This window comes from Pseudomonas sp. MDT1-16 (assembly GCF_054898115.1).
The window spans coordinates 2,372,316-2,394,987 of sequence record NZ_CM142717.1; the positions used below are offsets into that span (position 1 = coordinate 2,372,316).

Below are 22,672 nucleotides of genomic sequence, written 5' to 3' on the forward strand. Positions count from 1 at the left end.
CTCATGGATGAGAAATACCGCAGGGCCGTGGATGCCGCCGCGATTTTTTCCGAGACCGATCTGAGCGGCCGGATCACCCACGTCAACGATCAATTCTGCGCCGTGTCCGGCTATAGCCGCGAAGAACTGCTCGGGCAAAACCATCGTCTCCTCAACTCGGGTCTGCACTCCGCTGATTTCTTCGCTGCTATGTGGCGCACCATCGCCTTGGGCAACGTCTGGAAAGGCGAGATTTGTAATCGCGCCAAGGATGGCAGCCTGTATTGGGTCGAGAGCACCATGGTGCCGGTGCTCGATGACGCCACTGGGCGAGTTGACCGTTATCTTTCGATTCGTTTCGACATCAGCGAGAAACGCCAATTGCTGCATTCACTGCAATGGCGGGTGGGGCATGACGTGCTGACCGGGCTGCCGAATCGCGCGTTTCTCTCGGATTTGCTGGATCAGGCGCTGGAGTTCTCCCGGAACGAAAACATCCCGCTGGCGGTGTGCATGCTCGACCTCGACGGCTTCAAAGCGGTCAACGATGGCTACGGGCATGCCAGTGGCGATCTGCTGTTGGTCGAGGTAGCCAAGCGTTTGCGCGACATTGTGCGCGGCGAAGATGTGGTGGCGCGGCTGGCCGGCGACGAGTTTGTGCTGGTGTTGCGTTACGTGCGTGATCTGCCGGAACTGCGTGCGGCGTTGAACCGGGTGCTCGGCGCCATTTCGGCGCCGTACTCGCTGCATGGCAAGGGCATCAATGTTTTTGCCAGTATCGGCGTCACCCTGTTCCCTCACGACAATGAAGATGCCGAAACCTTGTTGCGTCATGCCGATCAGGCCATGTACGTGGCGAAACAAAGGGGTCGCAATCGCTTTCATTTGTTCGACGTGTCCCGGGATCAGGAGGTCAAGGCCACTCACCAGACGGTCGAGCGAGTGCGCCAGGCGCTGGCTGCCGGTGAGTTTCGCGTGCATTTCCAGCCCAAGGTGAATATGCGTCGTGGTGAGGTTGTCGGCCTCGAGGCGTTGTTGCGTTGGGAGCATCCGCAACAGGGCATGGTACCGGCCCGGGAGTTTTTGCCGCTGGTGGAGGAGACGGACCTGATCATCGATATTGGTGAATGGGTGATGGATCAGGTCCTGTCGCAGTTGCACCATTGGCAGCAGGCCGGGCAGGGCTGGCCAGTCAGCATTAATATTGCGGCGCGACATTTTCAGCGCGCGGATTTCGTCGACCGGCTCAAACACGTGCTCGCCCGGCATGCCCAAGTGGCTCCGCAGATGCTCGATCTGGAAATTGTCGAGTCGGTGGCGATCGAGAACATTCAACATGTCAGTGAATGTTTACAGGCCTGTCAGGCGCTGGGGGTGCAGTTTTCACTGGGGGACTTTGGCACCGGTTATTCGTCCCTGAGCTACCTCAAGCGTTTGCAAACCCAAACCATCAAGATCGACAAGTCGTTCGTGCGCGATATCGTTAATGATCGTGATGATCTGGCCCTGACCATGGCGGTCATTGGCCTGGCTCGGGCCTTTGGTCGGCAAGTGATCGCCGAAGGGCTGGAAAGTATCGAGCACGGTGAGTTGCTGCTGCGTCTGGGCTGCGAAGTTGCTCAAGGCTATTTCATTGCCCGGCCGATGCCGCCCGCAGACGTGCCGGGCTGGGTCGCGGGGTTTGTCGCGCCGGCGCAATGGCAGATTCTGGAGCAGGCGGGCTAAGGCTTGCCATTGTGCTCGTTGGGCGGCTCCGCGCCAACATAGAGCCGGATAATGTCGTCGATTTCACCGGACAGTTTCATTCGCAGCAAGGTGCGCAAAATGCGCTGCACGGGCACCTCGGGATCGTTGCGTACATAGCAACCGACGCTGTGTTCCTGCAGCAAAGACCCTCTTAGCCAGATTAGACGAGCGCACCGGATGCAATTTTGGCCTTGCTCCGCTAGCATTAGCCGCTTATGTTCCTTCGTTGCGACGGTTTTCGATGAGTTATCAGGTTCTTGCACGTAAATGGCGTCCGCGCTCGTTCCGCGAAATGGTCGGCCAGACCCATGTGCTCAAGGCTCTGATCAATGCCTTGGACAGCCAGCGGCTGCACCACGCCTATCTGTTTACCGGTACACGCGGGGTCGGTAAGACCACCATCGCGCGGATCATCGCCAAATGCCTGAACTGTGAAACAGGTATCACTTCAACGCCTTGTGGCGAGTGCTCGGTGTGCCGTGAGATCGATGAGGGCCGCTTCGTCGACCTGATCGAGATCGACGCCGCGAGCCGGACCAAGGTCGAAGATACCCGCGAACTGCTCGACAACGTGCAGTACGCGCCGAGCCGCGGGCGCTTCAAGGTCTACCTGATCGACGAAGTGCACATGCTTTCCAGCCATTCCTTCAATGCGCTGTTGAAAACCCTTGAAGAGCCGCCGCCCTACGTCAAGTTCATCCTGGCGACCACCGATCCGCAGAAACTTCCTGCAACGATTCTTTCGCGGTGCCTGCAGTTCTCTCTGAAGAACATGACGCCGGAGCGGGTGGTCGAGCATTTGACCCACGTGCTGGGTGTCGAGAACGTGCCGTTCGAGGACGACGCGCTGTGGCTGTTGGGCCGTGCTGCTGACGGTTCGATGCGCGACGCCATGAGCCTGACCGACCAGGCGATCGCCTTCGGTGAAGGCAAAGTCATGGCTGCCGACGTACGGGCGATGCTCGGCACGCTCGATCACGGTCAGGTCTACGACGTTCTGCATGCGCTGATCGAAGGCGACGCCAAGGCCTTGCTCGAAGCCGTCCGTCATCTGGCCGAACAAGGCCCGGACTGGAACGGCGTGCTCTCGGAAATTCTCAACGTGCTGCACCGTGTCGCCATCGCCCAGGCCCTGCCTGAAGGCGTCGACAACGGTCACGGCGACCGTGATCGGGTGCTGGCGCTGGCTCAGGCGCTGCCGGCCGAAGACGTGCAGTTCTATTACCAGATGGGCCTGATCGGCCGCCGCGACTTGCCGCTGGCGCCGGACCCGCGCGGTGGTTTCGAAATGGTCTTGCTGCGAATGCTCGCGTTCCGACCGGCAGACACCGCGGACGCTCCGAGGCAACCGCTAAAGCCGGTGGGGATCAGCCAGGCCACAGTTGATTCCGCACGCTCAGTGGCTGCCGCGCCCGTTGTTGCGCCGGTAGTCGCTGCGGCAGTTGCCCCGCCAGTGGCAACAGTTGCGCCTGCGCCAGTTGCGGCGGTGGTTGCTCCAGTGCAAGCGCCTGAGCCAGTTGCGCCCGTCGTCGTGCCCGAGCCTGTGGTTGAGGCCGTAGCGGTCGAAGCAATCGTCGATCTGCCCTGGAACGACCCGATAGAACCCGAAGTCGTTCAGGAACCCGCCGTCGAGCCGGTGCTGGAAACTGCCGCCGAACAACCCGAATTGGCGCCGATGCCATTGCCGACCCCCGACAGCGTGGTGCTGGACGCTCCTGAGTGGGCCGCTGCGCCGATTCCAGAGCCGTCGGTGGCCGAAGTCGATGCCGCGACGCCGGGCATGGACCTGGACGACGAGCCGCCGCTGGACGAGGATTACATCGAGCCGGATGTGGAATCGGCCTACAGCTACCTCGACGAACTGGCCAGCGAACACACCGCCGAGCCAGCACCGGAACCGGAGCCAGAGCCGGCCGCCATGCCGGCCACCGGTCTGGCGCTGCAATGGCTGGAGCTGTTCCCGAAACTGCCGATCTCCGGCATGACCGGCAGTATCGCCGCCAACTGCACGCTGATCGCCGTCGAGGGTGACAACTGGCTGATGCACCTGGACCCGGCCCACAGCGCGTTGTTCAACGCGACTCAACAGCGTCGCTTGAACGATGCGTTGAATCAGTTTCATGGGCGTACGCTGAACCTGAGCATGGAGCTGATCAAGCCCGAGCAGGAAACCCCGGCCCAGGCTGGCTCCCGGCGCCGTGCGAACCGTCAGCGCGAGGCGGAAGAGTCGATCCACGGTGATCCGTTCATCCAGCAAATGATGCAGCAGTTCGGTGCGGTCGTCCGTAACGATACTATTGAACCTGTCGAGACCCTGGTCACTCAGGGCTAATACTGAAGACGTTCGGCCGAACGGGCCGGGCGCTGTTTTTATCCAAGTACTTTTGAGGTGATTCCCATGATGAAAGGTGGCATGGCCGGCCTGATGAAGCAGGCACAGCAGATGCAGGAAAAAATGGCCAAGATGCAGGAAGAGCTGGCCAACGCCGAAGTCACCGGTAAAGCCGGTGGCGATATGGTCACCGTGGTGATGACCGGTCGTCACGACGTCAAGCGCGTGACCATCGATCCAAGCCTGGTCGAAGGCTTGAGCGAAGACGACAAAGAGATGCTGGAGGCTGTGTTCGCCGCCGCCGTCAACGATGCCGTGCGCAAGATCGAAGCCAACAGCCAGGACAAAATGTCCGGCATGACCGCTGGCATGCAACTGCCACCGGGTATGAAACTGCCATTCTGATTCGCTAAAGCGCGTCGGAAGGGCTAAAAAAAAATGCCAGGCATCGCGCCTGGCATTTTTGTTTCTGGCTATTAGGGATAGGGGCCTGGGAGGCCGCCTTCGCGGGCAAGTCAACTCAGTCTGTGGACAGAAACATCGAACGCGAAACCGCCACAACGGTCTGCTCCCTATACCGCCGAATTCATCGATCAAAGGAGACGCTCACATGCCAGACGCATTGACCCTCAACCAACGTATTGTCCTGGCGTCCCGCCCGGTAGGCGCGCCGACGCCGGAGAATTTCCGCCTGGAGCGCGTTGCGCTGCCGGACCTGGCCGACGGTCAGGTGCTGCTCAAGACCCTTTTTCTGTCTCTCGATCCCTACATGCGCGGACGCATGAGTGACGCGCCGTCCTACGCCGCACCGGTTGAAATCGGCGAAGTGATGACCGGTGGCGCTGTCAGTCGGGTCGAGCGCTCGCTGAATCCGAAATTCCACGAAGGCGATCTGGTGGTTGGCGCCACTGGCTGGCAAAGCCACAGCATCAGCGACGGTCGCGACATTATGCCGGTGCCGCCCGGGCTGCCGAGCCCGTCGATGGCGCTGGGCGTGCTGGGCATGCCGGGCCTAACCGCTTACATGGGGCTGATGGACATCGGCCAGCCCAAGGCTGGCGAAACTCTGGTGGTTGCGGCGGCGTCCGGGGCGGTGGGTTCGGTGGTCGGTCAGGTGGCGAAGATCAAAGGCCTGCGCGTGGTCGGTGTGGCCGGTGGCGCGGACAAATGCCGTTATGTGGTTGAAGAGCTGGGCTTCGATGCCTGCATCGACCACAAGAGCCCAAACTTCGCCGATGAATTGGCCAAGGCATGCTCCGAGGGCATCGATATTTATTTCGAAAACGTCGGCGGCAAGGTGTTCGATGCAGTGCTGCCGCTGCTCAAGCCCAAGGCGCGAATTCCACTCTGCGGGCTGATCGCGTCCTACAACGCTCACGAAGCACCGACCGGCCCGGATCGACTGCCGCAATTGCAGCGCACGCTGCTGACCAAGCGCGTGCGAATCCAGGGCTTCATCGTGTTCGACGACTACGGCGACCGTCAGCCGGAGTTCGTCAGTGCCATGGCGCCGTGGGTGCGCGACGGCAAGGTAACGTTCCGCGAAGACGTGGTCGATGGCCTGGAGCAGGCGCCCGAAGCGTTCATCGGTCTGCTGGAAGGACGCAACTTCGGCAAACTGGTTGTGCGGCTCGCCCAGGACTGAGTAATTGACGCTAAACAGAGGCGCGGGTATAAACCGCGTCTCGTTGTTTTGTCGGACTTTTCCCCATGAGCTTCAGCCCTTTGATTCGCCAACTGATCGACGCCCTGCGAATTTTGCCAGGTGTGGGTCAAAAAACCGCCCAGCGCATGGCATTGCAGTTGCTCGAGCGTGATCGCAGCGGCGGCTCGCGGTTGGCCCTGGCACTGAGCCAGGCCATGGAAGGGGTGGGCCATTGCCGGTTGTGCCGCACGCTGACGGAAGATGACCTCTGCCCGCAATGCGCCGATACCCGTCGCGACGACACCGTGCTCTGCGTGGTGGAAGGACCGATGGACGTCTACGCGGTGGAGCAGACTGGTTTCCGTGGTCGCTACTTCGTGCTCAAGGGTCATCTGTCACCGCTCGACGGGCTCGGGCCGGAAGCCATCGGTATTCCGCAACTGCTGGCGCGGATCGAGGAGGCGGGCACGTTCACTGAAGTCATCCTTGCGACCAACCCGACCGTGGAAGGTGAAGCCACAGCGCATTACATTGCCCAATTGCTCAGCAACAAAGGCCTGATCGCCTCGCGCATCGCCCACGGCGTGCCATTGGGCGGCGAGCTGGAATTGGTGGATGGTGGGACGTTGGCGCATTCGTTTGCCGGGCGTAAGCCGATCGTTTTGTAGCTTCTACCGTGTCACCTCTTGAAAACCAAGCAAGCGCTCGGTTAACTTTCGCTGACCCTTCAGTGGAGCTTGCCGATGCCTGCCTTTCAGGAATACTTCGACCCCAGCCACCAATTGGTCCGCGACAGCGTCAGACGCTTCGTCGAGCGCGAGATCTTACCGGACATCGACCAGTGGGAAGAAGCCGAAAGCTTTCCCCGTGAGCTCTACCAAAAGGCCGGAGCGGCGGGGATTCTGGGGATCGGTTATCCCGAAGCCCTGGGTGGCAGCCACGAAGGCGATCTGTTCGCCAAGGTCGCCGCCAGCGAAGAGCTGATGCGCTGCGGCTCCGGCGGCTTGGTGGCGGGGCTCGGCTCGCTGGACATCGGCCTGCCGCCGATCCTCAAGTGGGCCAGGCCTGAAGTGCGCGATCGCGTTGTGCCGCAGGTGCTCGCCGGCGAGAAAATCAGCGCCCTGGCGGTTACCGAGCCCAGTGGTGGCTCTGACGTCGCCAACCTGCAAACCCGCGCTGTGCGTGACGGCGACGTCTACCGGGTCAGCGGCAGCAAAACCTTTATCACCAGTGGCGTCCGCGCGGATTTCTACACCGTCGCGGTGCGCACCGGTGCGCCGGGTTTCGGTGGCATCAGCCTGCTGTTGATCGAGAAGGGCACGCCCGGTTTCACGGTCGGCCGGCGCTTAAAGAAAATGGGCTGGTGGGCGTCGGACACCGCCGAGCTGTTCTTCGACGATTGCCGGGTCCCTGTAGGAAATCTGATCGGCGCCGAAAACATGGGCTTCCCCTGCATCATGGGCAACTTCCAGAGCGAACGCCTGGCGCTGGCGCTAATGGCCAACATGACCGCGCAACTTGCGCTGGAAGAGAGCCTGAAATGGGCTCGCCAACGCGAAGCATTCGGTAAACCCATCGGCAAGTTTCAGGTGCTCAAGCATCGCCTTGCCGAAATGGCCACGGCGCTGGAAGTGTCACGGGAATTCACCTACCGTCAAGCGGCGAAAATGGCGGCGGGGCAGAGTGTGATCAAGGAGATTTCCATGGCCAAGAATTTTGCTACCGACACGGCTGATCGCATGACTACCGATGCGGTGCAGATTCTTGGTGGTCTGGGTTATATGCGCGAGAGTCTGGTGGAGCGGCTGTACCGCGATAACCGTATTTTGTCGATCGGCGGCGGAACGCGGGAAGTGATGAACGAGATCATCAGTAAGCAGATGGGACTGTGAGTTTTACGGTGAGCTGATCGTTCCCACGCAGAGCGTGGGAACGATCAATCAAGCCCAGCTGCCTTACTTATCGTCCAGGGCAAACTGCGTCAGGCAAAACGTCGGAATCCCCATGTCTTCCAGACGCTGCGACCCGCCCAGTTCCGGCAAATCAATGATCGCCGCCGCTTCATGAACCCGGGCACCCATGCGTCGAATCAGGTTTGCTGCCGCAATCAGCGTACCGCCCGTGGCGATCAGGTCATCGAACATCACCACCGAATCGCCCTCGCACAGGCTGTCGGCGTGGACTTCGAGGAACGCTTCGCCGTACTCGGTCGCATAACCCTCGGCCAGCACGTCGGCGGGCAGCTTGCCTTGCTTGCGGAACAGCACCAGTGGCTTGTTCAGTTGATAGGCCAGGACCGAACCGATCAGAAAACCACGCGCGTCCATCGCACCGATATGGGTGAAGTCGGCCTCGACATAACGATGGGCAAAGCTGTCCATCACCAGACGCAGGGCCGTGGGGGACTGGAACAGCGGGGTAATGTCGCGAAAGATCACGCCCGGTTTGGGAAAGTCGATCACGGGGCGTATGAGGGATTTGATGTCGAAGGAGTCGAAGGCCATAGTCGAAGAATCCTGGCAGGCTGCAAACGACGCAGTATAACGGCGGCTGAACCGTTTCGCTCAGCCGCAATCGCCGAAATCAGCCTTCTAGCGAACCGCCGGCCAGGGCGCAGAGCTGGATCGGGTCGAGGATATGGATTTCCTTGCCTTCAGCGGCGATCAGTTCGTTTTGCTGGAAACGAGTGAATACCCGGGACACGGTTTCCACCGCCAGGCCCAGGTAATTACCGATTTCGTTGCGCGACATGCTCAGGCGGAACTGGTTGGCCGAGAACCCCCGGGCGCGGAAACGGGCCGACAGGTTGACCAGAAACGTGGCGATGCGCTCGTCGGCGGTTTTCTTCGACAGCAGCAACATCATTTGCTGGTCGTCGCGAATCTCGCGACTCATCACGCGCATCAACTGACGACGCAGTTGCGGCAGTTGCAGCGCCAGTTCGTCGAGGCGTTCGAAAGGGATTTCACACACCGATGTGGTTTCCATGGCTTGCGCCGAGACCGGGTGTTTTTCGGTGTCCATGCCCGACAGACCGACCAGTTCACTCGGCAGGTGGAAACCGGTGAGTTGTTCTTCGCCGCCATCGCTCAGGCTGAAGGTCTTCAGGGCGCCAGAGCGTACTGCATAAACGGAATCGAACGTGTCGCCCTGGCGGAACAGGAATTCGCCTTTTTTCAGCGGGCGGCCACGTTTAACGATTTCGTCCAGCGCATCCATGTCTTCCAGATTCAAAGAAAGTGGCAAGCAAAGGGGGGCCAGGCTGCAATCCTTGCAATGGGCCTGGTTATGAGCGCGCAGTTTTACTGGCTCGGACATTTCTTCAATCCTTGTGGGAAAACACACATAAGCCGTAAGGGTAACCCACGGGAGGACGTTCAGGCACGCGACGATTTTGTCGCAGGGTCGTAAATCAGCGTTTCGTAGACCGGCAGTGAGGTGATTGCTAGATCCCCCGTGAAAACCGCTGGCGATTTTGCTGCTCCAGGTACGCGTCGAACACCCTGCACACCGAACGCACCAGCAATCGTCCGGCGGGCTGTACAGTAATCCGTTCGTTATCAAGCTCTATCAGTCCATCGTCGGCCATTCCCTGCAACTGTGGCCAGAGTTCGCCGAAGTAGCCCTGAAAGTCGATGTTGAAGGCTTGTTCGATCTGGGCGAATTCCAGGCTGAAAGTGCAGATCAGTTGTTGGATGACCGCACGTCGCAGCCGGTCATCGGTGGTGCACAGCAGACCACGGCTGGTGGCCAGCTGCGCGCTGGCCAACGTGTTCTGGTACTGATTCAGGTCGCTGCTGTTCTGGCAATACAAGTCGCCGATCTGGCTGATGGCGGAGACGCCCAGGCCAATCAAGTCGCAATGGCCGTGGGTGGTGTAACCCTGGAAGTTGCGTTGCAGGGTCGATTCTTCCTGAGCAATCGCCAGTTCATCGTCGGGCAGCGCGAAGTGGTCCATGCCGATGTAGCGGTAACCGGCCTTGGTCAGCTGCTCGATCGTGCCCTGGAGTATTTCCAGTTTCTGCGCCGGTGTCGGCAGTTCGTCGCTGTTGATTCGTCGTTGCGGTATGAAGCGTTCTGGCAGGTGCGCGTAGTTGAACACCGAGAGGCGGTCCGGTTGCAGGTTGATGACTTCATCGACGGTGTGGGCGAAGTTCTCGGGCGTCTGTCTCGGCAAGCCGTAGATCAGGTCAATGTTGATCGAGCGAAACTGCAGCGTGCGGGCAGCGTCGATCACCGCGCGGGTTTCTTCCAGGCTTTGCAGGCGATTGACCGCCCGTTGCACCGCCGGGTCGAGGTCTTGCAGGCCGATACTGACCCGATTGAAGCCCAGTTCACGGAGCAGGCCCATGGTCGACCAGTCGGCTTCGCGAGGGTCGATTTCGATGCCGTAGTCGCCGGAATCGTCGTCCAGCAAGTTGAAGCTTTTGCGCAACTGGGCCATCAACTGGCGCAGTTCATCGTGATTGAGAAAGGTCGGGGTGCCGCCGCCGAAATGCAGTTGCTCGACTTCCTGCGCGGGGTCGAGGTGGCAGGCGATCAACTGGATTTCCTGCTCCAGACGCTGCAAATAGGGCAGGGCCCGGCCGCGATCCTTGGTGATGACTTTGTTGCAGGCGCAGTAGTAGCAAATGTTCGCGCAGAACGGCACATGCACGTACAGCGACAACGGACGCAGGGCCTTACGGCTTTCGCGCAGTGCATGGAAGAGGTCGAAGGTACCGACATGACCGTCGAATTGCGCGGCGGTCGGGTACGAGGTGTAACGCGGTCCCGCCAGGTCATAACGGCGGATCAGATCGGTATCCCAACGAATGGCGTCGAGCAACATGCGGGCATTCCCCCGGATAGGCTGGCAGTGTCAGCGAGTCTATGGGGAGGCGCGGTGGGGCATCTTGATTTGCATCAAAGTTGGTCGGGTGGGCAGCGTGAACCTGAAGCAGCTGCCGAAGGCTGCGTTCGAGGACGCAGTCCTCGCCAATACGGTGCACGCGGTTGATCCGGGGATCTGCGGTGGAGGGTTTACGACGGCTTCGCCGCCGAACGCAGCCTTCGGCAGCTGCTACAGGGGCGCGCCGCAAATTTAGTGGCCCATGAGCCAATGCTGATGCGGTCCCGGCAAGGTCCAGATGCCGAACAGAATCACCAGTAATCCGCCAGTCATGCGCACGCTACGCTTGCGCAACAACGCCGTGACCCGCTCAGCCGCCAGCCCTGTGGCGAGCAACACTGGCCAGGTGCCCAGCCCGAACGCGAGCATCAAAAGCGCACTGTCCAGCGCATTGCCCTGACTCGCCGACCACAGCAACGTGCTGTAAACCAACCCGCACGGCAACCAGCCCCAGAGCGCGCCCAGCAGCAACGCACGGGGTACACTCGACACCGGCAGCAGTTTATTGGCAACCGGCTGGATATGCCGCCACAGGCCGCGACCGAGGCTTTCGATGCGGGTCAGGCCGCTCCACCAACCGGCGAGGTACAAGCCCATGGCGACCAACAGCAATGCGGCGATGACGCGCATGAACATCGCCGCCGGGCTGTTGGCCACCGCCCAGCCGGCCAGGCCGATCAGCAGGCCGGCCGTTGCATAGCTGAGAATTCGCCCCAGGTTGTAGGCCAGCAGCAGCCGAAAGCGTCGGCTGCGTTGTTCTTTGGGAATCGCCAGGGTCAGCGCGCCCATCAAACCGCCGCACATGCCCAGGCAATGCCCGCCACCGAGCAGACCGAGAATCACCGCAGACACCAGCAGCGGCGCCAACTCAAGCATGGGGAGGGGCCTTGTCGTCCGGTTTGGCCGGATGGCCGCTGGCTTCGTCGACGGCCGCCTTGTGGTTAGGGTCCTGGTCGTCGAACAGAATGCTGTGGGCCGGGCCGTCGAGGTCATCGTACTGACCGCTGTCGACTGCCCAGAAGAAGATGTAAATAGCGATGGCCACGATCAGCAGCGCGGCCGGGATCATCACATAGAGAGCTGGCATCTGGACTCCATGCCCACGCGGCTCAGGCCGGCAGCGGGCGGGTTTCTGGCGTGGCGCTGACCGCAGGCGTCTTTGGCATGCGAGTCAGGCGCAGAGCGTTCAGCACCACGGTCAACGAACTGATGGACATGCCGACCGCGGCCCACACCGGAGTGATCCAGCCGAGGGCAGCGAACGGCAACATAAGGCCATTGTACAGCCCGGCCCACAGCAGGTTCTCGATGATTACCCGACGGGTGCGCCGCGCCAGGCTGAAGGCTTGTACCAGTGCGTCGAGGCGGTTCGACAGCAATACCGCGTCGGCGCTGGTTTTCGCCAGGTCGGTGGCCGAACCCATGGCCACGCTGATGTCGGCGGCGGCCAGCACTGGCACGTCGTTGACGCCGTCACCGAGCATCAACACCTTACGGCCTTCCTTGTGGAGCTGTTGCAGGACCTGCAATTTGTCGTCCGGACGTAAGCCGCCACGGGCTTCATCGATGCCGAGTTCCGCGGCGACACTGGCGACCATCGGCGAGCTGTCACCGGACAACAACAGCGTGCGCCAGCCGCGAGACTTGCAGGCGGCGAGTAGCGCGGGTGCGTCGGCACGCAAACGGTCGTCGAGAACAAACCATGCCAACGGCCCCTGGTTGTCGCCGAGCAACAGCCATTGACCGGCTTCATCCGGCATCAACGGCACGGCAGCGCCACTGAGTTCACAGACAAAACCCGGTTGGCCGATGCGCAGGCGTTGCTCACCGACCAACCCTTCGAGGCCTAGCCCTGGTGTGCTGTGGACTTCTTCGGCAGCGAGCGGCGCGCGGCCAAATGCGCGGGCGATCGGATGTTCAGAGCGGTTTTCCAGAGCAGCGGCCAGGCTCAGGCACTGATCGCTGTTGAGTGCGCCGAGCGGGCGGATTGAGCGCAACGCCAAGCGCCCTTCGGTGAGCGTGCCGGTCTTGTCGAAAATCACCGTGTCGATCTGGTTCAGGCCTTCCAGCACATGACCGCGAGTCAGCAGCAAACCGAGTTTGTGCAGTGTTCCGGTGGCGGCAGTGAGGGCGGTCGGCGTGGCGAGGGACAAGGCACACGGGCATGTCGCAACGAGCATTGCCAACACAATCCAGAAGGCCCGCGACGAATCCAGTTCCCACCAGATCAGGCCGATGACGGCAGCGGCAATCAGCGATAGCAGCAGGAACCATTGCGCGGCGCGGTCGGCTATTTCCGCCAGTCGCGGCTTCTCGGCCTGAGCACGGTCCAGCAGGCGGACGATGGCGGACAGTCGGGTGTCTTGCCCCAGCGCCAGGACTTCCACGGTCAATGCACCTTCGACATTCAGGGTGCCGGCGGTGACGGCATCGCCCGGTGTGCGCGGCTGTGGCAGGTATTCGCCGGTCAGCAGGGATTCGTCGATGTTCGACTGACCGTCGAGGATCTTACCGTCAGCCGGAAGGATTGCGCCGGGATGCACCAGCACTTGATCGCCGACGCGCAGTTCGCTGAGCAGGATCCGATCGCTCTGGCCGTCGGCATTCAGGCGCAGACACGAGGCGGGCAACAGGTTGACCAGTTGCGCGGTGGCGGCGGCGGTGCGTTCGCGGGCACGGCGTTCCAGATACCGTCCGGCCAGCAGGAACAGCGCGAACATGCCCACCGCATCGAAATACAGTTCTCCGACGCCGGTGATCGAAGTCCAGATCCCGGCGATATAAGCACTGCCAATCGCCAGCGAGACCGAGACGTCCATGGTCAGGTGGCGGGTGCGCAAATCGCGCATCGCGCCTTTGAAGAATGGCGCGCAGCTGTAGAACACGATCGGGGTGGTGAGAAATAACGCGACCCAGCGCAGGATAGTGTGCAGCTCGGGGCTGAGATCAATGTTGAATTCCGGCCAGGTGGCCATGGTCGCCATCATCGCCTGGAACCACAGCAGCCCGGCCACGCCGAGTTGGCGCAGGGCCAGGCGGTTTTCGCTGGCCAGTTGTTCGCTGGCGCGGTCGGCTTGATACGGGTGCGCGGCGTAACCGATGTGGCGCAATTCGCTGAGTACCTGGCTCAGCGGCAGTTGCGCATCGGCCCAGCGCACGTGCAGGCGATGGTTGGACAGGTTCAGGCGCGCTTCGGCCACCGCCGGCAAGCCGCGCAGGTGTTTCTCGATCAACCAGCCGCAAGCCGCGCAACTGATGCCTTCCATCAACAGAGTGGTTTCGGCAAGGTCGCCTTCGTGGCGGACGAAGGGTGCTTGTACATCGGCGCGGTCGTACAGCGCCAGTTCGTCCACCAACTGCACCGGCAGCGCTTCGGGGTTGGCCGATGACTCGCTGCGATGCTGGTAATAGCTTTCCAGGCCGCCAGCCACGATTGCTTCGGCCACGGCCTGGCAACCCGGGCAGCAGAACTCGCGGGCTTCACCGAGGACGGCAGCGGTGAAGCGGCTGCCGGCCGGGACGGGCAGGGCGCAGTGGTAGCAGGAAAGTTGGGTGGTCATGAGGCGTTGTCCGATGATCGTTCCCACGCTCTGCGTGGGAATGCCTCCCCGGACGCTCCGCGTCCGCTTCGGCTGGGACGCGGAGCGTCCCTGGCTGCGTTCCCACGCAGAGCGTGGGAACGATCAGGGTAAGGCTTACTTCTTCAGGTCTTCCGCACCCTGCAGCGGCTCATCACCCAGCAGCAAATCCTTGTCATGGCTGACCTGTTCTTCTTCGAACATGCGCCAGGTCTTGTCGTCCTGTACGCCCAGCAGTTCTACAAAGCGGCGACCGTCGACCTTGTCGCTCAACTGGCCAATGTAGCGGCCCTGTTCGGTTTCGCTGCGCGCCAGGGTGATCTTGCGATCCTTCTCGGGCTGGGTCGGCGAGATCAGGTTCAGCTCCAGGGTTTTGGGTTGGCTGTTGCCGCTCAGGCGCAAATCGACTTCGCCGGTCACGTCGTCCAGATGAACGCTGGCGCGCAGCAGCAGGGTCTGCGCCAGCAGTTCACGGTCGAGGGAGCGGTTGATGCCTTTGCCGGCCTCGTAATAGTTGTCGTTGACCAGGTTATCCGGGTTTTTCACCGCGATCGTCACCATGGACAAGGTCAGCGTCACGGAGCACGCCAGGATGGCGATGATGATCCACGGCCAAAGGTGCTTGTACCAGGGACTTGCGGCAGTTGGTGCGGGCATGATCACTTCTCTCAACGAACTTGTGGGCCGATGAATCGGCTCTTGGCTTCAATGTGGACGTTGTTGTCATCGGCATCCTTGAGGATGAATTTCACCTCGTTGGTGCTCGATGGCAGTTTTTCCGGAGCGATGGACAGTTCGACGGGCTGGCTGAAAATCTCACCGGCGGCGACCTTGATCTCGCGCTTGCCTTGCAGTTTGAGGTCCGGCAGGCCAGCGGCTTCGAGCAGGTAGGTGTGGTCGCGTTGATCCTTGTTCATGATCTTCAGGCTGTAGACGTTTTCGATCCGGCCTTCGGCGTTCTCACGGTACAGCACGCGGTCCTTGCTGACGTCGAAACCGACCAGCGAACGCATGAAGAACGCGGTCATCAGCAAAGCGATCATCGCCAGCAGCACCGTGGCATAGCCGATCAGGCGCGGGCGCAGTTTATGGGTTTTTTGCCCGGACAGGTTGTGCTCGGTGGTGTAACTGATCAGGCCGCGCGGGTAATCCATTTTGTCCATGATGCTGTCGCAGGCATCGATGCAGGCCGCACAGCCGATGCATTCGACTTGCAGGCCGTCGCGGATGTCGATACCGGTCGGGCAAACCTGGACGCACATGGTGCAGTCGATGCAGTCGCCCAGGCCCATGGCCTTGTAGTCGACGCCTTTCTTGCGCGGACCGCGGCTTTCACCACGACGCGGGTCGTAGGAAACGATCAGGGTGTCTTTGTCGAACATCACACTCTGGAAGCGCGCGTACGGGCACATGTAAATGCACACCTGCTCGCGCAACCAGCCGGCATTGCCGTAGGTGGCGAGGGTGAAGAAGCCGACCCAGAAATACGACCAGCCGTCGGCTTCACCGGTGAAGAAGTCGATGGTCAGTTCGCGAATGGGCGAGAAGTAACCCACGAAGGTCATGCCGGTCACGAAGCCAATCAACAGCCACATCGAGTGTTTGCTGAGTTTGCGCAAGAATTTGTTGGCGCTCATGGGCGCTTTGTCGAGCTTGATGCGCTGGTTGCGGTCGCCTTCGGTGACCTTCTCGCACCACATGAAAATCCAGGTCCAGACACTCTGTGGGCAGGTATAGCCGCACCAGACTCGCCCGGCGTACACGGTAATGAAGAACAGGCCGAAGGCGCTGACGATCAGGATCCCCGAGAGCAGGATGAAGTCCTGAGGCCAGAAGGTTGCGCCAAAGATGAAGAATTTGCGCTCCGGCAGGTTCCACCAGACGGCCTGATGGCCGCCCCAGCTCAGCCAGACCGTACCGAAATACAGCAGAAACAGCCCGGCACCGCCCATCATCCGCAGGTTGCGGAACAGACCGGTGAAGGCGCGGGTGTAGATTTTTTCTCGAGAGGCGTAGAGGTCGACGCTGTTGTTCTTGGCAGGTGTGACGTCGTGTACCGGAATCTGGTTGCTCATCATTGCATCCCACGGCAGTGGAAAAATGCCTCGGTCAGTACATGCCGACCGCGGTCAAAAAGAGGTGTTGCAGTGGCGCAATGATACGCCTGTCGCTCTGGCTCAAGGGTGCGACCTTTGGTCACGTTGGTGGAAATCTACTGACGGTGTAATGACTTGAATCAATTGACTTGTGAATTATGGACGGTTTTCCCGACTTGGGGATCAATCATTCAAAGGGTTGAGCAGCGCAACGCCACTCGCCTGGAATCCGACACGTTGCCCGTGACCACCATCCATGTCGGCATGTCCTGCTCCACAGAAACATTACAAACAATAATCGCCAGTTGTTAGTCTCAAGTATTGGGGGGCGGAAATATATTAATTTAATTGGCTTGGATGTGATGTTTGTGGTTTTTGTGTTCTTCGAATAAGTTGTGGCGAGTGCGCTGCAAAGTTGTGGTGCATCTATCAGTTATTAACGGAAACGGAATTCTATGAATATCAAGAAGCGCGCAGGTTTTCTTGCGTGTCTATGGGTGTTGTCGATGGCGCCTGCTGCGCATTCTATTGAAAACGCACCTCGTCATATGGTCTTTGCCTCTGACCCGCAATACCCTTGGACGGAGAAGTCCGACAGTGGTGAAGAGCAATCGGCATCGGACCGTGACAAGCGTTCCCAAGGGCTGATCGAAAGCCAGTTTGCCAATATCGCGGATTTCCGCGGACGGCACGCCGGTCAGGGGCCTGTGCCCTTGATGATCAATGGTGATATGACTGCCTTCGGGCATATTTCCGAGCGTTCGTATATTCGGACGGCACTGAATAAGTACTTCGGAAAAGATTTCTTGTATGGCTTGGGTAATCACGATTATAAAAATAACGTGGGTGATTGTTTTTCTGAAAGTTGTGCGGCTGGGAGCATTGTCGATTACAAGGAACATCACTGGGGCAAAGTAGATAACTTTGATTTGCGCGTGAGTGGTGGCGGTCTGGTTAATAAATATAACGGCAGCCTGGCGTATTCAACTACGGTCGGCGATGTTCATATGGTGCAACTCAACAATGAACCGACGTACGAGGTGGAAATCTCGCACTTTCTTAATCCGACCTCGTTCCGCATCACTCAGGCGCTGGACTGGCTGGAGACTGATTTGCGGCTCGCACGAGCACAGGGCTACATCATCATCGTCAACCTGCATGAGCCCGATCGCTGGGGCAACCCGCAGCAGGTCGAGCGTTTCAACCGGATCATTAATCAGTATGGCGTCACGGCTGTGTTTGCCGGTCATTACCATAGCGATGCGGGCAGCTTCAGGAGTTCGTGGTACTACGGCAAGGTTCCGGTCTTTCTCAGCGGTGGCGCGTCGCAGCAGACCTACCTGATCGCCAGCTTTTCCGAGGATCGCAAGGCCTTGCACGTCAATAGGGTCGAGAACAATGACTGGTCGAGTCGCAACACGATAGAGACGGTACCGGTCAAATCGGTCTGGTCAGGCATCCAGTAAAAAAAAAGCCCCGCCAGTTCCCTGGCGGGGCTTTTGGTATTGCATCAAGCGTTTGCCTTATTGGGCGTCCGCCACCGGCGCTTTCTCACCGTGAGACAGGCTATAAACGTAAGCCGCCAGCAAGTGAACCTTGTCGTTGCCTTGCAGCTGTTCTTGCGCAGGCATCTGGCCTTGACGGCCGTAACGGATGGTCTGCTGCAGTTGAGCGAAGCTCGAACCGTAGATGAACGCGGCCGGGTGGGTCAGGTCAGGTGCGCCCATCGCGGGGGTACCTTTACCTGCCGGGCCGTGGCACACCGCGCAGTTGGCGGCGAACAGCTTCTGGCCGGCAACCGGATCAGCCTTGGTGCCTTCCGGCAGCTTGCGGCCATCGAGGTTGGTCAGCACGTAGCCGGCAACGTCGGCAACGCCTTGCTCACCAATGACTTCGGCCCATGCCGGCATGACCGCATGACGGCCGCCCATGATGGTGGTCTTGATGGTTTCCGCTTCGCCGCCCCAGCGCCAGTCGGCGTCGGTCAGGTTAGGGAAGCCATAAGCGCCCTTGGCATCGGAACCGTGGCAGACCGAGCAGTTGGAGGCGAACAGACGGCCACCCATCTTCAGGGCTTGCGGGTCCTTGGCCACTTCTTCGATGGGCATGGAAGCGAATTTGGCGAAGATCGGGCCGAACTTGGCGTCCGACTTGGCCATTTCCTTTTCCCACTCGTGAACGCCGGTCCAGCCGCTCTGGCCGTTGGCGAACGCGGTCTGCTTGTCGTTATCGAGGTAGTTGTAACCCGGCAGCAGGCCTTTCCAGTTACCCAGGCCTGGGTACAGAACCAGGTAGCCCAGGGCGAAGATGATGGTGCCCACGAACAGCATGAACCACCATTTCGGCAGTGGGTTGTCGTACTCCTCGATCCCGTCGAAGGAGTGGCCAACCGTTTCTTCAGTGGCTTCGCTGCGCTGGCCCTTGCGGGTTGACAGCAGCAGCCAGGTCAGGGTGAAGATTGTGCCGAGGCTGAGGACTGTGACGTACAGACTCCAGAACGTAGTCATTCTTTGTTACTCCTAGAAGCTTGCTCGACGTGCTTGATGGCTTCGGGATCATCCGCGAAAGGCAGCAAGGTCGCGTCTTCAAACTCCGACTTGCGCTTGGGGCTGAACACCCACAACGCCAGACCGATGAAGGCCACCATCACAACAACGGTGCCCAGGCCACGAATCATCCCGATATCCATCTAAATCACCGTTTGCTTTTGATGATGGTGCCCAGGCCTTGCAGATAGGCCACCAGCGCGTCCATTTCGGTTTTGCCCTTCACAGCATCCTGGGCACCGGCGATGTCTTCGTCGGTGTAAGGGACGCCGAGCGTGCGCAAGACTTCCATTTTCTTGGCGGTGTCTTTGCCGTCGAGCTTGTTTTCCACGAGGAACGGGTAGGCCGGCATTTTCGACTCAGGCACCACGTTGCGCGGGTTGTACAAATGCGCACGCTGCCAGTCATCGGAGTAACGACCGCCGACACGGGCCAGGTCCGGACCGGTACGCTTGGAACCCCACAGGAACGGGTGGTCCCAGACGCTTTCACCGGCAACCGAATAGTGGCCGTATCGTTCGGTTTCAGCACGGAACGGGCGGATCATCTGCGAGTGGCAGCCGACACAACCGTTGGCGATGTAGATGTCGCGGCCTTCCAGTTCAAGGGCGGTGCGAGGCTTCATGCCTTCGACCGGCTTGTTGGTGACGTCCTGGAAAAACAGCGGAACGATCTGGGTCAAGCCGCCGATGCTGACGGCGATAACCATGAAGAAGGCCAGCAGGCCAATGTTCTTCTCGACTGCTTCATGCTTCATCAGTGAGCTCCAACTACAGCAATCTGAGCCGCGGCTTCGGCTTCAGCCGGGTTCGAGGCACGTACGGTACGCCATACGTTGTAGGCCATGAACAACATGCCGCTGGCAAAGAACGCACCGCCCAGGGCGCGAACGATGAAACCAGGATGGCTGGCTTGCAGCGCTTCGACGAACGAGTAGGTGAGGGTGCCGTCGTCGTTGATTGCACGCCACATCAGACCTTGGGTGATGCCGTTGACCCACATCGAAGCGATGTACAGAACGGTACCGATGGTCGCGAGCCAGAAGTGCGTGTTGATCAGGCCGATGCTGTGCATCTGCACACGACCGAACAGTTTCGGGATCATGTGGTAGATGGCGCCGATCGAGATCATCGCCACCCAGCCCAACGCACCGGCGTGCACGTGGCCGATGGTCCAGTCAGTGTAGTGAGACAGTGAGTTGACGGTCTTGATGGCCATCATCGGGCCTTCGAAGGTCGACATGCCGTAGAAGGCCAGCGATACAACGAGGAAGCGCAGGATCGGGTCGGTGCGCAGCTTATGCCAGGCGCCCGACAGGGTCATCATGCCGTTGATCATGCCGCCCCAGCTTGGCGCCAGCAGGATGATCGACATTGCCATACCCAGCGACTGAGCCCAGTCCGGCAGAGCGGTGTAGTGCAGGTGGTGCGGACCGGCCCAGATGTACAGGGTGATCAGCGCCCAGAAGTGCACGATCGACAGACGATAGGAGTAGATCGGACGCTCGGCCTGCTTCGGAACGAAGTAGTACATCATTCCCAGGAAGCCGGTGGTCAGGAAGAAACCCACCGCGTTGTGGCCGTACCACCACTGGATCATCGCGTCAGTCGCACCGGCGTAGGCCGAGTAGGACTTGAACAAGCTGACCGGCAGGGAAGCGTGGTTGACGATGTGCAGCATCGCCGTCACAACGATGAAGGCACCGTAGAACCAGTTACCCACATAGATGTGCTTGGTGTTGCGCTTGGTGATGGTGCCGAAGAACACCACGGCGTAGGTGATCCAGACAATGGCCAGCAAAATGGCGATAGGCCATTCCAGTTCAGCGTATTCCTTGGACGTGGTGTAGCCCAGCGGCAAGGAAATGCCTGCGCCGACGATCACCGCTTGCCAACCCCAAAAGGTGAAGGCCGCGAGACTGTCGGAAATCAGTCGCGTTTGGCAGGTTCGCTGCACGACGTAATAAGAAGTGGCAAACAGTGCACAACCACCGAAGGCGAAAATCACCAGGTTGGTGTGCAACGGGCGCAGGCGTCCAAAGCTCGTCCATTCCAGACCGAAGTTCAACTCCGGCCAGACCAGTTGCGAGGCAATGAAGACACCGAGCCCCATGCCAAGGATCCCCCAGACCACCGTCATGATGGCGAACTGGCGGACTACCTTATAGTTATAAGCAGTCGGGCTGATTGCTGTGCTCATTCTAAGGTTCCACGGTTTGGGTGTTTTATTAGGAGTAAAAATCGGCCGCAAGTATGGAGAAAGCGAGGGGTCATTGCAACGCGCCATGACCTGGGTCAATGCTTTCAAAAGCTGATTCTGCGGCCTTTCCATGCGCCGCGTAGGGACAAAATTGCCCAAGGGCAAAATGTCGCGGCAGACGAAATTGGTGAGGGGTTCAGGTCGGATGTAACGAGGTGTGTTCAAACCCAACGATCGGGTGACAGATGGCAATTGGCAGGACAGCCGGTATCTACCAGCCTTTGCGGCTTGTCATCGAGCAGATTCGTCAAACACATCGGGTTGGGTCGACCTGGAACCGGCTCACGCCAGTCCGCATCGGAGCAAGCTTAGCCCCGAATCTGGGGAACTGAAAGGAGGACTAACGGAGGGTGCGACAATGGGTCGCAAAGGGGCAGGGAACTGCCGCATCCGGGAGAATGCGGCAGCAGAGCGGTCGAGATTTATTCGTGTTTGCCTTCAGCCTGCAAACGCTCGGTGCTCAGACCCTGAGACAAGCTGTAAACGTAAGCGGCCAGCAGTTGCACCTTGTCGTTACCGAGTAGTTCGTTCTGCGCCGGCATATGGCCCTGGCGGCCATGACGAATCGTTTGTTCAAGCTGCGTCAGGCCTGTTCCATAGATAAAACCGGCTGGTTGCGTCAGATTCGGCGCGCCCATGGCTTCAGTGCCCTGGCCGTTTGCCCCATGACAGGCTACACACAGGGTACTGAACGCTTGCTGTCCGGCGTGCAGATCGGCACCGCTGTCGGCAGGCAACGGCAGGCCGGCCAGGTCATGCCGCACATACGCCGCGACATTCTTCACTCCGGCGTCACCGAGGATTTCACCCCAGGCCGGCATCGCGGCCATACGACCGCCCATGATCGTGGCTTTGATGGTGTCGGCATGACCGCCCCAGCGCCAGCTGTTGTCAGCCAGGTTCGGGAAGCCAAAGGCGCCCTTGGCATCAGAGCCGTGGCAGACCGCGCAATTGGAGGCAAACAGGCGACCGCCCATTGTCAGCGCTTGCGGATCCTTGGCCACTTCTTCCACGGGCATCGCCGCGAATTTGGCGAAGATCGGTCCGAACTTCGCATCCGACTTGGCCATTTCCTTTTCCCACTCGTGGACGCCGGTCCACCCGTCCTCGTAACCCGGCAGAACGCCTTTCCAGTTGCCCAGCCCTGGGTAAAGCACCAGATAGCCCACGGCAAACACCAGCGTGCCGGCGAACAGCATGAACCACCACTGCGGCAGCGGGTTGTCGTACTCCTCGATGCCGTCGAAGCTGTGGCCCATGGTCTGGTCGACGCTGCCCTTGGTTTCGCCCTTGCGGGTGCCGATCAGCAGCCAGGTCAGGCCGATCAGGCTGCCGATGGTCAGTACGCAGATCCACGTACTCCAGAAGGTGGTCATGGCCGGGTACTCCTTGTTGTTGCAGGTTCTTGGGTGATGACGCTGTCAGGCTGCGGCTCGTCGGCGAACGGCAGCAAACGCGCTTCGGCAAATTCCGGATTGCGCTTGCCATTGAACACCCAGAGCGTCAGGCCGACAAAGGCCACGAACACCACGACCGTGCCCAGGCCGCGGATCATTCCACTGCTCAATTCGCTACTTATTCCAAAGAACATGGCCATGAC

At 60.1% G+C, this 22,672-nt stretch carries 21 protein-coding genes and 1 pseudogene; 7 read left to right on the forward strand and 15 right to left on the reverse strand.

Annotated elements, in window-relative coordinates; genetic code table 11:
* The first annotated feature begins 3 nt into the window (after positions 1-3).
* Complete coding sequence (locus tag ACYZT3_RS10610; protein ID WP_282380457.1) at positions 4-1,704, forward strand: putative bifunctional diguanylate cyclase/phosphodiesterase; 1,701 nt, start codon at positions 4-6, stop codon at positions 1,702-1,704.
* Here ACYZT3_RS10610 and ACYZT3_RS10615 read toward each other — a convergent pair.
* Positions 1,701-1,871, reverse strand: a pseudogene (locus ACYZT3_RS10615) (amino acid ABC transporter substrate-binding protein); the annotation flags it as partial. The gene ACYZT3_RS10610 and the pseudogene ACYZT3_RS10615 sit on opposite strands and share 4 nt — an antisense overlap.
* A gap of 95 nt (positions 1,872-1,966) precedes the next feature.
* Between ACYZT3_RS10615 and dnaX the strand changes: the two are divergent.
* From dnaX to ACYZT3_RS10640, 5 genes are all read left to right on the forward strand, one after another.
* Positions 1,967-4,057, forward strand: a complete 2,091-nt coding sequence (dnaX, locus tag ACYZT3_RS10620) for a DNA polymerase III subunit gamma/tau (protein WP_282380455.1) — start codon at positions 1,967-1,969, stop codon at positions 4,055-4,057.
* 66 nt (positions 4,058-4,123) lie between these two features.
* Complete coding sequence (locus ACYZT3_RS10625; RefSeq protein ID WP_008028561.1) at positions 4,124-4,462, forward strand: YbaB/EbfC family nucleoid-associated protein; 339 nt, start codon at positions 4,124-4,126, stop codon at positions 4,460-4,462.
* 205 nt (positions 4,463-4,667) lie between these two features.
* Entirely contained in the window at positions 4,668-5,702 is a 1,035-nt protein-coding gene (locus ACYZT3_RS10630; protein WP_462032065.1) for an NADP-dependent oxidoreductase, read from the forward strand.
* 65 nt (positions 5,703-5,767) lie between these two features.
* The gene (gene recR / locus ACYZT3_RS10635) at positions 5,768-6,370 is read left to right on the forward strand and encodes a recombination mediator RecR (protein WP_282380446.1); all 603 of its coding nucleotides are present in this window, start codon (positions 5,768-5,770) and stop codon (positions 6,368-6,370) included.
* Positions 6,371-6,445: 75 nt separating this feature from the next.
* The gene (locus ACYZT3_RS10640) at positions 6,446-7,594 is read left to right on the forward strand and encodes an acyl-CoA dehydrogenase family protein (protein WP_282380444.1); all 1,149 of its coding nucleotides are present in this window, start codon (positions 6,446-6,448) and stop codon (positions 7,592-7,594) included.
* A 63-nt stretch (positions 7,595-7,657) separates the two neighbouring features.
* Here the strand turns inward: ACYZT3_RS10640 and ACYZT3_RS10645 are convergent, their stop codons facing one another.
* The 8 genes from ACYZT3_RS10645 to ccoG all read right to left on the reverse strand — a co-directional run bounded on the left by ACYZT3_RS10645 (position 7,658) and on the right by ccoG (position 16,246).
* Positions 7,658-8,206 (reverse strand): adenine phosphoribosyltransferase, encoded by a 549-nt coding sequence (locus tag ACYZT3_RS10645; protein WP_154852465.1) that lies wholly within the window; start codon positions 8,204-8,206, stop codon positions 7,658-7,660.
* 79 nt (positions 8,207-8,285) lie between these two features.
* Positions 8,286-9,020 carry a fumarate/nitrate reduction transcriptional regulator Fnr gene (gene fnr, locus ACYZT3_RS10650; protein ID WP_282380436.1) on the reverse strand — a complete coding sequence of 245 codons (735 nt, stop codon included), beginning with the start codon at positions 9,018-9,020 and terminating at the stop codon, positions 8,286-8,288.
* 127 nt (positions 9,021-9,147) lie between these two features.
* Positions 9,148-10,530 carry an oxygen-independent coproporphyrinogen III oxidase gene (hemN, locus tag ACYZT3_RS10655; RefSeq protein WP_282380502.1) on the reverse strand — a complete coding sequence of 461 codons (1,383 nt, stop codon included), beginning with the start codon at positions 10,528-10,530 and terminating at the stop codon, positions 9,148-9,150.
* Between the two features lie 255 nt (positions 10,531-10,785).
* A complete protein-coding gene (locus tag ACYZT3_RS10660; RefSeq protein WP_282380434.1) occupies positions 10,786-11,469 on the reverse strand; it encodes a sulfite exporter TauE/SafE family protein in 684 nt (227 codons plus the stop codon).
* Entirely contained in the window at positions 11,462-11,680 is a 219-nt protein-coding gene (gene ccoS / locus ACYZT3_RS10665) for a cbb3-type cytochrome oxidase assembly protein CcoS (RefSeq protein ID WP_007905420.1), read from the reverse strand. The genes ACYZT3_RS10660 and ccoS overlap by 8 nt, the downstream gene beginning before the upstream one ends.
* Positions 11,681-11,702: 22 nt before the next feature.
* Entirely contained in the window at positions 11,703-14,153 is a 2,451-nt protein-coding gene (locus tag ACYZT3_RS10670) for a heavy metal translocating P-type ATPase (RefSeq protein ID WP_282380431.1), read from the reverse strand.
* A gap of 135 nt (positions 14,154-14,288) precedes the next feature.
* On the reverse strand, positions 14,289-14,828 hold the full coding sequence (locus ACYZT3_RS10675; protein WP_462032066.1) for a FixH family protein: 540 nt from the start codon (positions 14,826-14,828) through the stop codon (positions 14,289-14,291).
* Between the two features lie 11 nt (positions 14,829-14,839).
* Positions 14,840-16,246, reverse strand: coding sequence for a cytochrome c oxidase accessory protein CcoG (gene ccoG, locus ACYZT3_RS10680; RefSeq protein WP_462032360.1), 1,407 nt, complete (start codon positions 16,244-16,246; stop codon positions 14,840-14,842).
* Positions 16,247-16,722: 476 nt separating this feature from the next.
* Here ccoG and ACYZT3_RS10685 point away from each other — a divergent pair, with 476 nt between their 5' ends.
* Positions 16,723-17,733, forward strand: coding sequence for a metallophosphoesterase family protein (locus tag ACYZT3_RS10685; RefSeq protein ID WP_462032067.1), 1,011 nt, complete (start codon positions 16,723-16,725; stop codon positions 17,731-17,733).
* Between the two features lie 57 nt (positions 17,734-17,790).
* Here the strand turns inward: ACYZT3_RS10685 and ccoP (ACYZT3_RS10690) are convergent, their stop codons facing one another.
* From ccoP (ACYZT3_RS10690) to ACYZT3_RS10715, 6 genes are all read right to left on the reverse strand, one after another.
* Positions 17,791-18,774, reverse strand: coding sequence for a cytochrome-c oxidase, cbb3-type subunit III (gene ccoP, locus ACYZT3_RS10690; protein ID WP_282380423.1), 984 nt, complete (start codon positions 18,772-18,774; stop codon positions 17,791-17,793).
* Positions 18,771-18,956: a CcoQ/FixQ family Cbb3-type cytochrome c oxidase assembly chaperone gene (locus ACYZT3_RS10695; protein ID WP_003175465.1), complete on the reverse strand. Its 186-nt coding sequence runs from the start codon at positions 18,954-18,956 to the stop codon at positions 18,771-18,773. The genes ccoP (ACYZT3_RS10690) and ACYZT3_RS10695 overlap by 4 nt, the downstream gene beginning before the upstream one ends.
* Before the next feature lie 5 nt (positions 18,957-18,961).
* Positions 18,962-19,570, reverse strand: coding sequence for a cytochrome-c oxidase, cbb3-type subunit II (gene ccoO, locus ACYZT3_RS10700; protein ID WP_017337535.1), 609 nt, complete (start codon positions 19,568-19,570; stop codon positions 18,962-18,964).
* On the reverse strand, positions 19,570-21,012 hold the full coding sequence (gene ccoN / locus ACYZT3_RS10705) for a cytochrome-c oxidase, cbb3-type subunit I (protein ID WP_282380417.1): 1,443 nt from the start codon (positions 21,010-21,012) through the stop codon (positions 19,570-19,572). Before ccoN ends, ccoO begins: the two co-directional genes overlap by 1 nt.
* 482 nt (positions 21,013-21,494) lie before the next feature.
* On the reverse strand, positions 21,495-22,448 hold the full coding sequence (ccoP, locus tag ACYZT3_RS10710) for a cytochrome-c oxidase, cbb3-type subunit III (RefSeq protein ID WP_282380415.1): 954 nt from the start codon (positions 22,446-22,448) through the stop codon (positions 21,495-21,497).
* Entirely contained in the window at positions 22,445-22,669 is a 225-nt protein-coding gene (locus ACYZT3_RS10715; protein WP_462032068.1) for a cbb3-type cytochrome oxidase subunit 3, read from the reverse strand. The genes ccoP (ACYZT3_RS10710) and ACYZT3_RS10715 overlap by 4 nt, the downstream gene beginning before the upstream one ends.
* Between the last annotated feature and the right edge of the window lie 3 nt (positions 22,670-22,672).